We start from the raw sequence: 12965 nt of genomic DNA, 5'->3' as shown, positions 1-12965 counted from the left end.
ATTCTGTTATTTTTTTTGCCACGAATTCACGAATTTTTTTTACTGTTTTACTTAGTAATTTTAATTCGAATTAATTATCGACTTAGTCGATTCGAATTGCGTTAATCCAAAATTATTAATTCGTGAATTCGTGGCAAAAAAATAATGTTTACATTGAATTCACGATTTTTTTTTATCTTCCATCTTCCGACTCTAAACCTATTTCTCTAATGCATCTAAATTATCAAATTCTGGTCGGTGTTTTTTGGCTTTCGACCACATTAAATAAAATGCTGGAATTACAAATAAAGTCAAGACTAATGAAAACATCGTACCTCCAACAATTACAACTCCCATTCCAATTCTACTTGTAGAAGCGGCTCCAAGCGACATCGCAATTGGTAACGCTCCTAAAGCAATCGCTAAACTTGTCATTAAAATTGGTCGTAAACGGGCTTCTGATGCTTCAATAATGGCTTCGTATTTGGGTCTGCCTTGTTCTCGTAATTGATTCGCAAATTCTACAATCAGAATTCCGTTTTTGGTTACTAATCCGATTAACATGACGGTTCCAATTTGACTGAAAATATTCCATGTTTGTCCGAATAACCAAAGTGAGAATAACGCTCCAGCAACCGCCATCGGCACAGTCAAAATAATAATAAACGGATCAATGAAACTTTCAAATTGTGCGGCTAAAATCAAATAAATTAATAATAAAGCCAATCCAAATGCGAAAGAAGTATTCGAACTACTTTCCACGAAATCTCTCGATTCTCCACCTAAATCTGTAGTAAAGGTTTCATCTAAAACTTTAGCTTTGATTTCATCCATCGCTTCAATTCCGTCACCCATACTTTTCCCTGGTGCTAAACCTGCAGAAACTGTTGCCGACATATATCTATTATTGTGAAATAATTGTGGCGGATTACTTTGTTCTTCCACATCAACTACATTGTCTAATTGAATTAGTCCTCCCACTTTATTTTTTACAAACATCGAAGTTAAATCTAAAGGCGCATCACGGTCTTTTTGATCGAATTGTCCAATGACTTGATATTGTTTTCCGTTTTGCATAAAATACCCAAAACGTTGTCCGCTCAAGGAAAGTTGAAGTGTTTGCGCGACATCTAAAACCGAAATTCCTAAACTTTCTGCTCTTTCACGATTAATTGTTACGTTAATTTCTGGTTTGTTGAATTTCAGATTCACATCTACATTAGAGAACGTTTCATTTTTACTTGCTTCTTCCATAAATTGAGGAATTTTTTCTCGTAACTTCTCAAAATTGGGCGCTTGAATAATATATTGAATCGGTAAGCCACCTCTACGGTTTACCGCAATGGTTGGTTGTTCTGAAACATTGACTTTCGCTTGCGGATATTTCTTCGTCCACTTATTTAAATTATCTACGATTTCTTTTTGCGATTTTTTTCTGTCTTCAGGTTCGACTAAAGCCAAACGCACACGACCTGTATTTACAGACGAAGACATAAAACCTGGTGAAGTAATGACTAACGCCACTTTTTTCTCAGGAATAGAATCGTTAATCAAATCGGATAATTCGGTCATGAATTTATCAGTGTATTCATATGTTGCGCCTTCTGGTGTAGAAACACTTACAACTCCTAAACTTCTGTCGTCATAAGGTGCCGTTTCTTTTGGTAAGATTTTGAAAAACAACACAATCAATCCAATACAAGCAATGACAATTGGAAAACTCAACCATTTTCTTTTCATGAAATTCGTTAAAGCATTCGCGTAACCTTGATTTAAACCTACGAAATACGGCTCTGTAAAATGATAAAATTTCGTTTTCTTTTGTTCGCCACCTTTCATTAAATAAGCGTTCAACATTGGTGTTAAGGTTAACGATACGAAAGCGGAAATTAAAACCGCCGCACCAATTACCACACCAAACTCTCGGAACAATCGTCCTACGAATCCTTCTAAAAATACGATGGGTAAGAAAACCGCAGCAAGCGTAATTGAAATCGAAATTACAGCAAAGAAAATTTCGTTCGAACCTTTAATCGCAGCTTCAATTGGCGACATACCTTCTTCGACTTTTTTGAAGATATTTTCCGTGACCACAATTCCATCATCAACGACTAATCCTGTTGCTAAAACGATAGCTAAAAGCGTTAATACATTGATAGAAAAGCCACACAAATACATGATGAAAAACGTCGCAATTAAGGAAACCGGAATATCAATTAACGGTCGGAATGCGATAGACCAATCTCTAAAAAATAAGAAGATAATCAAGACTACTAAAATAATCGAAATCAATAAGGTTTCAGCAACCTCAACCACTGATTTTTTAATGAAAAGTGTATTATCTAAGGCAATATCAATCTTAATATCTTTAGGTAATTCTTTTTTCAATTTATCGAATTGCGCATAAAACTGATCGGCAATTTCTAAATAATTACTTCCCGGTTGAGGCACAATCGCTACGGCAACCATCGGATTTCCGGATTCGGTAAACTTGGTTTCTAAATTTTCTGATTCTAAAGAAGCCTTTCCAATATCGCTTAAACGAACGGTTTTGTTTTCATTAGAAATAATAATAATATCGTTAAATTCCTTTTCAGTCGATAAATTCCCAAGTGTTTTTACCATTAATTCGGTATTCGCACCCGTTAATTTTCCTGATGGTAATTCTACATTTTGTTTGTCTAAAGCGGTTCTAACATCGGAAACGGTAACTCCGTATGAATTTAGTTTGATGGGGTCAATCCAAATTCGCATCGAATATCTTTTTTGTCCCCAAATTTGTACGCCACTTACACCAGGAATCGTTTGAATTCTTTCTGCAATTACGTTTTCTGCATAATCACTCAATTCTAATGCATTTCTTGAATTACTTTGCACGGTCATCGAAATAATCGCATCCGAATCGGCGTCCGCTTTAGAAACTACTGGTGGTGCATCAATATCTTGTGGTAAACTTCTAACGGCTTGCGATACTTTATCACGCACATCATTCGCCGCTTCTTCTAAGTTTTTTTCTAGTTTAAATTCGATAGTAATATTACTCGAACCTTGATTACTCGAAGACGTAATATTTCGAATTCCGTCAATCGAATTAATCGCTTTTTCAAGTGGTTCCGTAATTTGCGACTCGATAATATCAGAATTCGCACCGGTATAATTCGTACGAACAGAAATTTGCGCCGGATCAATCGAAGGGAATTCTCGAACACCCAAATAGGTGTACCCCAAAATACCAAACAGAATAATTAAAAGATTAATTACGATGGTAAAAACGGGTCTTTTTATACTTAAAGTTGATAAAGTCATCTTTGATTTACGATTTGTGATTTTGGATTTACGAATTGTACTTTTTACTTGGCTCTTTTTACTTTTTACTTTTTACTTGGCTCTTTCAACTTCACCTTAATATCTGCTTCATCTTTTATTGCCATTACGCCAGAAGTCAATAGTGTATCGCCAGATTTGATGCCACTTGTTACCACAACATCTTTAGCAGTACGCGCTAACGTTTCAATTTTTACTTCTTTTGCTTTTCCGTTATTGGCAATATATACGACTTTTCCATTCTGAATAGGTACAACCGCTTCTGTTGGAATTACAATTGCATCTTTAATATTTTTTAGAGAAAGTTCGATAGTGGCGAACGTTCCCGGTAATAATTTTCCATTTGAATTATCAGCGATGGCACGAATTTTTAAGGTTCTTGTTGCTGTTTCAATTTCTGGTTCGATAGCGTAAATTTTGGCTGAGAACTTTTGTGGATTATTTGGAATCGTAAATAGGATAGAAGCGTTATTTTCAATTTCCGAAGCATATTTTTCAGGAATTGAAAAACTAATTTTCACTTGACTAGAACTTACTAATTTGGTGATAAGTGTTGTTGGAGTTACATATGTTCCTGGAGAAATATTTCGTAAACCAATTTTTCCAGAAAAGGGTGCTCTGATGGTTGTTTTAGCAATTTGAGCTTGAATCAATTGGGTTTGTGCTTTTAAACTTCTGAATTCTGCGCTAGCAATCTCATATTCTTCTTGACTAATCGCTTCTTTTTGTAGTAATAACTTCGCTCTTCTTTCGTTTTCCGAAGCTAATTTTTGTTTGGTAAACGCTTGAGATAATTGGGCTCTCAATTCAATATCGTTGACTTTTAATAAAACCTGACCTTTGCTTACTTGCGTACCTTCCGAAAAAGAAATTTTTTCTACAATTCCAGAAACTTCACTTCTAATTTCAACGTTTTCATTGGCTTCAATTGAACCTGATAACGAAATCGCATTAGAAAAATCTTTTGAAGAAACTACAATAGCTGTAACTGTTAAAGGCGGTTTTTTGTCCCCTTTTTTATCATTTTTTTCAGATTCCGATGAATTTTTTGTAATTCGGTAACCAATTAGTCCTAAAAGTGCTAGGGAAATTAACGTGATACTGATAGTTTTAATCTTCATAATATAAAAGCTTAGATTTGATACAAATCTAACTCTACAAAATTATACTGCCAAAACCTTACAATTTATTTAACATACTTGTAGGTACAAGTGTTTGAAATATTTGGATTAAAAATGAGTTTGTTATAAAATGGTTTTTTAGCTGCGATTACACGATTTTTTTTGATATTTTATTTGTGAATTAGTGGTAATAGTTATTTGTAACATTTTCTTTTTTTTCTTTTTTTGTTACACTTTTTGTGGCAATTATTTATTTATAACTTATTTGCCACAGTTTTCGTGGCAATTTTTCTAATTTAAAAAAATCGCCACAACTTTTTTGAGAGTTGGATTTAAAAAACTTCTAATTTTGAATATGGCTTAAAAAGTTAGGCACTATTTGGGGCATTTTTATGGAAAGAAAAGTAAAGTATAATTTTAGATTTTAGATTGAATCTGAAAATTTAATTCAAAAAAAAACTGTCATTAGAGTATCTCCAATGACAGTTTAAGAATTAAAAAAATTTGATGGTTATTATTTAACCCAAATATATGTTTTTGGTATTAAATTAGGTCCTTGAGAACTCCAGTGGGCACCTGCTCCGCTACTGGCGGTATTTAATTTTCCAGTAGCATTACCACCAAGGAATGGATCGGTAGAATTGTCTTGTCCTGAATATATCCAATGAGGATTTGCCGTGTCCCAAGCATCTCCAAGTGCATTAATTGTGCTTGGCCCAAAACAAATGTAAGCCCAGTCAGAACTATCACTGTATGGCGGAAATGCACCAGATTGTGCTCTCCAATAAAATGCAGTTAACCTACTGTCTGAACTTGTTACTGTAGCAGCGCTAGGTGTACTTGTATATGTTCCAAAAGTTGTATTTAATCCATTTAGTGTTTGATTTGATCCAAAAGTTGCAATAGCGTTATCGCCTGAATCATTTGTAAATCTTATTCTTGTAAAATTAAGGGTTGCATTTGTTGCTACCATTGCATTTCCTAAAGAACCATTATTTGCACTAGGTAACAACGGATTTTGAGGGGTATTATATGGAGCAAAATTGGTTGTGTTTGCTACAGCCATAAGTGTCCAGCCACCTCCATTTGTGGTATTGTCACAATAACAACTAAAAGGAGCGTTTCCGCCATTTCCATCTGGGTCAATTGTGTATGTACCAGAGGGTTGTCCAGCAGCAAGGTCTTTGCAGGTAGTTAGTCCTCCTACAATAACTCCAGTACAAGTTTGCGCTCCAAAAGTTAACGTATAAGTTTCTAAAATATTACTTCCTGTATGTGTTCCGGATATAGTGTATACTATGTTACCGCTTGGAGCAGTATAGGATCCAGCATTTCGGGTGAGTACCAAACCGTTTATAGTTAATGTTTCGGCTATATAGTTATTACCGTTTGCAGCAACGGTATAAGGTACCGTTACCGTTCCAGTGTAAGGTGTTATATTCTGTAATATACCGCTAGGTGTAAGAGATACAGTAATTCCTGCGCAATTTATTGTTGGAAGACTTACTGCTACAGGCACTGTTTTTACACAATTAAGTGAAATCTTAGACCAATTTCCTTGTAAGGTTCCGCTAGCAGAAGGAGTACCAGTTAGTGTGTAAGTTATTAATTGTGCTTGCCCAGCATTTAAAGTAACAGAAGCAGGGCTTACTGCACTTACTGTTATACCAGAAATTCCACTTAAAACCAAATCCCCAACTCCAAAATTAAGATTAGCTGTAGCAAACGAGTTATTTGTGACTGTTACTGTAAATTTATTAGATGCAGTAAGGGCTATACCCGATATGTAAACCCCTTCAAAACCATTAATATTACAATTACCAACCACATTTGCTTCTGGCGATGCAAAACATCCTGACCACGCGTTATTTTCATATACTTTCATACAATTAGATGAAAGATCATATATCATCATTCCGTTTACTGGCGCAGTGATTGCGGCTGTTGTTGCTACTCGAGTTAATAAAAATGCTTTGTCAGTACTTGTTAAATCAAGTATCGCAGAGCTGTTGGGAGTAGCAGTACCTATTCCTAGACTTCCTGAATTAGTAAGGCGCATTCTCTCATTAAAAAAAGGCGTTGTCGATTTTCCAGTAGAGAATATAATCGATTTACTATTGTTTGCATTGGCGATATGCATATCTTGTCCACTTCCTATGTAGGATACATCGTTAGCAAACCCAATATTGTATGCCGTAGGGTAATTAAAGTTCGAATTGTTAATTCCTAACCAAGCAAAACCTGCGTAAGCAGTTCCGTTATCTGCAGTTGCAGAATAACCACTTTGCGCTTGTGTTCCTGTATTAGTATTTTGAACGTTTATTTGTAAAAAATCATTAATATTTCCAGTCGCATTTATAACAGAGTTTGAAGCAGTTACACCTGCCGCAATATCTAATTTTGCTGTAGGAGTTGTAGTCCCTATTCCTACATCCCCAGCAGAAGTAACTCTCATTTTCTCTGTATTATTTGTTTTGGTTACCAAGTCTACAGCATCAGTAGTTCCAATGAAATTTGTTGCAGCGGATGTGCTAGAATTACCAGCTAATGACCAATTTGAAATACTACCTGTTGAAATAGGTATCCATAAACTTCCATTCCAATAATAAAATCCAGGAACAACTTGATTTGGTCCTACAGCCGAAGTAAAAGTATTGTAAATAAGTTCAGATACCGCTGGGGTTAAAATTGTTGCAACATTAGTTGCAGACAATGCAACTCTAGGAACTAATAAACCATCTGTGGTAGATATTATATCTAATGCTCCTTGTGGGGTTGTGGTACCTATTCCTACTTGACTAAAAGAGGTTAGTTTAGTCAGAATTAAAAAGATACAAAGTAGTGTTTTTTTCAAAATTAAATTTGTTAGTTGTTTTTGTATAGTTCTGCAATTTGTAATACAAAGATATAAAAATTGAAACAATATTTAATTTATCGTCTTCATAAAATACTTCTTAACGCTATGCTTTTTATATATTTTTTTTGTTATTTCTCCCAATTTTAAATTCTAATATTCTTAAAATATCTTTATTTAAGCCTTAATATATCTAAATTCCTATCATTTTTTATCTATCTAGTGTTTTCCTAATATTAATTAAAACAATATTTCCCTCTTTTACGTAAAGTAAAATATTTATTCTATCATTTTTTAAAAGGTTCTATGATTTTTAAATGTACCAATTGTTAAAAAAAATCAATCGCCCAACGATATAAAAGTATTTAGTGCCATTATATTTGTTTTTATCAAAGATACCAAGTCTTGTTATTTTATGCATTTTATTTTAGTTTTTTTGAGATTCTGAAACAAATTCAGAATGACAAACATTGTGTCTATTCTCTATATTCTTTAATCTATTTTCTCTTTAAGAAATATAATTCCAAATACTTTTCTTCTTACTAATTTCTAAGAACACTTCTTTTAGTTTGGCGTATTTGGGTTGGCATAAAAAAACTCCTAAGTGGGTAGGAGTTTTTGGGTTTTTGTTTACCACGCGAAAGGATTCGCGCGGGAGCGTGGGTTATTTTAATTCGTGAATTAGTGGCAAAATTTTTTTATAACATTTTTTGCTCTTTATTTTTTTGTTACTTTTTTTGTGGCAATTTTTTATATATAATTTTTTTGCCACACTTTTCGTGGCAATTTTTCTAATTTAAAAAAACCGCCACAACTTTTTTGAGAGTTGGAATAAAAAAAACTCCTAAGTGGGTTAGGAGTTCGGGGTTTTGTCATTTATTACGGATTACAAATTGTTACCATCTGGTTTAGCAATTTTGAAAGTTATTTATGTAAATGTTTACATATAATATTTAAGAACATACTCAATAAACCAATTTGGTAGTTCAGTCGGTTCTATTTCTAATGATAATTTATTATTTGTAATTTTAGCTATTAATTTGTATTCTTCACTTGAATTATCAAATAGATAGCATTTATCAACATTTTCAATCATTTTAATTAAATTTGTTAATGTGTTATAATAACGACTGGAAATTTTTTCAGCAGCTACGTTATGCCCACCTTTTTCAACTCTATTTTCAACTCTAGATACATTTACTTCTGGATCATCGATACAAATAAAATATAAATAAGTTTTATATCCTTTTTGTTTAGCTTCTTTTATTTCTTCAATTTTTGAAGGATGACTCATTACAGTTTCAAAACAAAAATCAATTTTGTTTTCTTGTAAGCAATGTCTTAAAAATGAACTTATTAATGCACCCTCGTAACTATGAGTTTCTTTTTCTGCATCAACTATGATGTTTTGTTTTATTGAAAAATCTATTTTATGATTGTCTTCAATTGATTTTTCTATTAAAGAAATAGCTCTTTCTGTTTTTAAAAATTTATTTAAATCATCTTGAGTTAGATTTAAATTAAATTCGCTCAAATCAATATAGCCTTTAGTTGATAGTTCGTTTTCTATTAAATCTGCATTAAGAAAAACTCCAGCATTATATTTTTTTGAAAAGGAATCAAATAATGTACTTTTTCCTGAACCATTTGGGCCTGCAAATATTCTTAATCTTGATTCAGGCATACTATTTTCGTTCTAAAATCATTCCTTTTTTTAGAGAGGATATGTCAATTGTTGGTTTTGAAATTTTTCTTAAAACTTGTATTGATGCATCAGGATTTATTGAAATAATTTCGTGACTTCTAATTACTTTAATAGTAATTCCTAAAGCCATCGAACTTCTAACAGCTTTTGAGGAAGCAATTTTTGCTGAAGCTAACAAGACGCTGTCTTCTTTAGTAGATAAAATAGAATTATTTATACTTCTTCTATTTTTTAAAAATTTTCTTCTGTTCATAAGAATTGAAACTATTTGTTCAAAATTACGAAATATTATGTTTGTTTTATACAAATTTTGGTTAATTCTATAAATTTAGAATGCTATTATTTATTTTCGTTTTTTAATTTTAGTCTTTCTTCAATATTTAGTATAAATTTGAATACAAATTTAAAATATTCAAAGGCATTATTTTTTGCAAATTCATCCATTTGTATAGATTGAAACACAGGAATAATCTTTTGATTTACATTAATCTTCTTAATTTTATTTGGATTTGAAAATGTTGATTGAAAGATTGGTGTTTCATCAGGTAAATCTTTTAAAATTTTACTTGGGTCAGAATGAGAAAATCCATTTCTCATTAATTCTCTAATTTTGTCAAAAAGTATGTTTTTTTCGATTTCAGTAATTAAATTTTCTTTTTTGCATTTTTCGATAGAGTTTCCCAAAGGAATTGAAGAGTGTTTTTTATTAGGTTCCAAAAATATAGAATCCCATTCTTCTAATGGTTTTGGTCCTATTCCAGTTTCGTTATATATTAATGCTAATTTTAAAACTCTTTCTAACACATTATTAGTTAAAGTTATTGATGCTCTGTTAAATCCAAGAATAAGACATTTGTTAATTTCAAAAATTGAACTACCTAATTCTGGGAAAGTGTAAAACTCAAAATTGAAATATTCAGAATGAATATCAAAGTTTTTATTTAAACTTTCAATAAATGCTTTTTCAAATATTTCTTTCTCCATAATTGTATATCTATGTTCGGTAATCTATTTTCTCTTTAAGAAATATAATTCCAAATACTTTTCTTCTTACTTATTTCTAAGAACACTTCTTTTAGTTTGGCGTGTTCGGGTAGGTTCATGCTTGGGTCTTCTTTTAGGAGTTTTACGGCTAAATGTCGTGCTACTTGTAAAATATCTCGGTCTTTTACTAAATCGGCAATTTGTAGGTTTAGTACGCCGCTTTGTTGTTTTCCCATAATATCTCCCGGACCACGTAATTTCAAATCGACTTCTGCGATTTCAAATCCGTCATTGGTGCGCACCATGGTTTCCATTCGGGTTTTGCTGTCTTCGGAAAGTTTGTAATCGGTCATTAAAATGCAATAACTTTGTTCGGCACCACGTCCAACGCGTCCACGTAACTGGTGTAATTGTGACAAGCCAAAACGTTCGGCACTTTCAATTACCATTACGGAAGCGTTTGGTACATTTACACCAACTTCAATAACGGTTGTAGCGACCATAATATTGGTTTTTCCTTCGGCAAAGCGTTTCATTTCTTCATCTTTGTCTGCTGGTTTCATTTTTCCATGTAAAATAGAAATAGAATATTGAGGCAAAGGAAAATCGCGAGAAATACTTTCGTAACCGTCCATCAAATCCTTATAATCCATTTTTTCCGATTCCTGAATTAACGGATACACAATATAAATTTGTCGGCCTTTGGCAATTTCATCTTTCAAGAATTTCCAAACCACCAAACGCTTACTATCAAATCGATGTACGGTTTGAATTGGTTTTCTTCCTGGCGGTAATTCGTCTATGACAGAAATATCTAAATCGCCATACAAACTCATCGCTAAAGTTCTCGGAATTGGTGTCGCAGTCATCACAAGTACGTGAGGAGGAATCTCCGACTTTGTCCAAAGCTTGCTTCTTTGTTCCACACCAAAACGATGTTGCTCATCAATTACAGCTAAACCTAAATTTTTAAATTGGACTTTATCTTCCAATAAAGCATGTGTTCCGATAATAATATCTAAACTTCCGTTTTCTAATTCTTCGTGAATGATTCTTCGTTGTGCAATTTTTGTAGAACCGGTTAGAATTCGAATGTTGATGTTTAAATCTTTGGCTAATTCGGTAATGCCATTAAAATGCTGATTGGCTAAGATTTCCGTTGGTGCCATCAAACAACTTTGAAAGCCGTTATCTTTCGCGATAAGCATACACATTAAAGCGACAATGGTTTTTCCTGAACCAACATCACCTTGTAATAAACGATTCATTTGTGCGTGGCTTCCTAAATCGTTTCGAATTTCTTTCAATACTCTTTTTTGAGCATTCGTCAATTCAAAAGGCAAATGATTGTTGTAGAAATTATTAAAATTTTCGCCAATAATTTCGAATGGGAAACCTTTAATTTTATGTTTTCGAATTAAGTTCTTCGTTATTAATTGTAGTTGAATAAAAAACAATTCTTCAAACTTTAATCGGAATTGCGCTTTGGCTAAAAGATCTTGATTTTTCGGAAAATGAATGTTGACTAAAGCTTCTTTTTTCGGAATCAATTTTAATTCTTCCATAATAGAAATAGGCAACGTTTCCGAAAATAATTGATGGGTTTCCGAAAACAATTGCATCATCATTTTATTGATGACTTTATTCGTAACGCCTTTGTTATTAAGTTTTTCAGTACTTGGATAAACAGGTTGCATCGCACTTCTTAAAGCGCTTTTGTGTTCTTCCAACAATTCCATTTCTGGATGTGCCATATTGAAAACCGAACCAAACTGTGTGACTTTTCCGAAAATGACATAAACAGTATTAATTTTCAAACTTTCTTTCACCCATTTCTGACCTTGGAACCAAACCAATTCCATTTGACCGGTATTGTCTAAAAATGTCGCGACTAATCTCGATTTTCCTTTACCTTGATCGATGGTTTTGATATGAACGACTTTCCCAACAATTTGAACCTCAGAATTGCTATTCACCAACTGATTGATTTTAAAATAGCGCGTTCTGTCGATGTATCGATTCGGATATAAATTGATTAAATCGCCATATTTATGAATGTTCATTTCCTTGCGCAGCAAATCGCCACGTTGCGGACCAACGCCTTTTAAATATTCTATGGGAGTTTCGAGTAGGTTCATTTTTTTATTTTATTGAAGGGACAAGTCGCGACTTGTCCTTACTATTTATTTTTCGGTAATAAATCGATATACCAAAAGCCATAACTAGGTTCGTCCGAATCTACATCACAAGCTGTGTTGGAAGCTGTGGTGTTTTTTGGTTTTTCGTATTTTTTATGAACGATTTCTCCGATTTCAAATGCAATAGGATTTTTAAAAATTGGACCATCAAAAGTGAAGGTGTGAAATTCGCCGTTTTCTCCACAAACATCTACATTTTCTGGTAAATCATTGATGAAACTTTCATCTATAATTCGGCCTACGAAACTTTGGTCTAAATATTTTTCGTTAACACACGTTACTATTGTTTTAAAACCTAAATGGATAAAATCGTGGATAAGTTCTGTCGTATCAATTTTCCACAATGGGAATTCGCCTATAAAACCGCCTTCTTTTAATTTGTCTTCTCGGTATTTTCTAAGATCTTCTAAAAAGATATCGCCAAAAATAGAATGCGTTACACCGTTTTCCTTAAATTTAGATAACGTGTTTTTCATTACATTTTCATAAACTTCCATAGTTGGCATTTCTGGAATCATCATTTTGGTTAGCGGCAATTGTAAACTTTCTGCTTGTAAATCTAACAATTCCACACGAACGCCATGCATTGAAATGCGTTGGTATTGTTCGCTTACGCTGGTTAGTAAGGAAACAATTTCGAATTCGTCGTTTTGTGAGATTTTGTATAAAGCAAAGGCAGAATCTTTTCCGCTGCTCCAGTTAAATATAGCTTTCTTTTTCAAGGTAAATGGCAATTATAAATTTCACTTCGTAAATAGTAAATCACAAATCGTAATTTGAAAGCGAAGATAGTTTATAAT

Annotated in this window: 8 protein-coding genes; all 8 read right to left on the bottom strand. The window is 33.0% G+C overall.

Annotation, left to right across the window (positions count from 1 at the left end; translation table 11 throughout):
• Window positions 1–198 precede the first annotated feature (198 nt).
• Complete coding sequence (locus UEQ13_RS11780) at window positions 199–3285, bottom strand: efflux RND transporter permease subunit (protein ID WP_329806543.1); 3087 nt, start codon at window positions 3283–3285, stop codon at window positions 199–201.
• 65 nt (window positions 3286–3350) lie between these two features.
• On the bottom strand, window positions 3351–4424 hold the full coding sequence (locus UEQ13_RS11775) for an efflux RND transporter periplasmic adaptor subunit (protein WP_329806542.1): 1074 nt from the start codon (window positions 4422–4424) through the stop codon (window positions 3351–3353).
• Between the two features lie 514 nt (window positions 4425–4938).
• A complete protein-coding gene (locus tag UEQ13_RS11770) occupies window positions 4939–7278 on the bottom strand; it encodes a fibrinogen-like YCDxxxxGGGW domain-containing protein (RefSeq protein ID WP_329806541.1) in 2340 nt (779 codons plus the stop codon).
• A 940-nt stretch (window positions 7279–8218) separates the two neighbouring features.
• The gene (locus UEQ13_RS11765; protein WP_329806540.1) at window positions 8219–8962 is read right to left on the bottom strand and encodes a zeta toxin family protein; all 744 of its coding nucleotides are present in this window, start codon (window positions 8960–8962) and stop codon (window positions 8219–8221) included.
• Between the two features lies 1 nt (window position 8963).
• Entirely contained in the window at window positions 8964–9236 is a 273-nt protein-coding gene (locus tag UEQ13_RS11760) for a hypothetical protein (RefSeq protein ID WP_329806539.1), read from the bottom strand.
• Between the two features lie 86 nt (window positions 9237–9322).
• Window positions 9323–9967 carry a hypothetical protein gene (locus UEQ13_RS11755; RefSeq protein ID WP_329806538.1) on the bottom strand — a complete coding sequence of 215 codons (645 nt, stop codon included), beginning with the start codon at window positions 9965–9967 and terminating at the stop codon, window positions 9323–9325.
• Between the two features lie 35 nt (window positions 9968–10002).
• A complete protein-coding gene (gene recG, locus UEQ13_RS11750) occupies window positions 10003–12105 on the bottom strand; it encodes an ATP-dependent DNA helicase RecG (RefSeq protein ID WP_329806537.1) in 2103 nt (700 codons plus the stop codon).
• A gap of 41 nt (window positions 12106–12146) precedes the next feature.
• Window positions 12147–12887 carry a Dph6-related ATP pyrophosphatase gene (locus UEQ13_RS11745; protein WP_329806536.1) on the bottom strand — a complete coding sequence of 247 codons (741 nt, stop codon included), beginning with the start codon at window positions 12885–12887 and terminating at the stop codon, window positions 12147–12149.
• Window positions 12888–12965 lie beyond the last annotated feature (78 nt).

The sequence above is a fragment of the Flavobacterium facile genome (assembly GCF_036321945.1).
GTDB classification, from domain to species: domain Bacteria; phylum Bacteroidota; class Bacteroidia; order Flavobacteriales; family Flavobacteriaceae; genus Flavobacterium; species Flavobacterium facile.
The sequence above is the reverse complement of the archived record's forward strand: the minus strand, read 5'-3'. Positions and strand labels throughout refer to the sequence as shown.

Excerpts from the sequence above, each read along its gene's own strand:
- UEQ13_RS11755 (WP_329806538.1), bottom strand. The coding sequence starts at position 9,967 with ATGGAGAAAGAAATATTTGAAAAAGCATTTATTGAAAGTTTAAATAAA.
- UEQ13_RS11760 (WP_329806539.1), bottom strand. The coding sequence starts at position 9,236 with ATGAACAGAAGAAAATTTTTAAAAAATAGAAGAAGTATAAATAATTCT.
- UEQ13_RS11780 (WP_329806543.1), bottom strand. The coding sequence starts at position 3,285 with ATGACTTTATCAACTTTAAGTATAAAAAGACCCGTTTTTACCATCGTA.
- UEQ13_RS11775 (WP_329806542.1), bottom strand. The coding sequence starts at position 4,424 with ATGAAGATTAAAACTATCAGTATCACGTTAATTTCCCTAGCACTTTTA.
- recG (WP_329806537.1), bottom strand. The coding sequence starts at position 12,105 with ATGAACCTACTCGAAACTCCCATAGAATATTTAAAAGGCGTTGGTCCG.
- UEQ13_RS11765 (WP_329806540.1), bottom strand. The coding sequence starts at position 8,962 with ATGCCTGAATCAAGATTAAGAATATTTGCAGGCCCAAATGGTTCAGGA.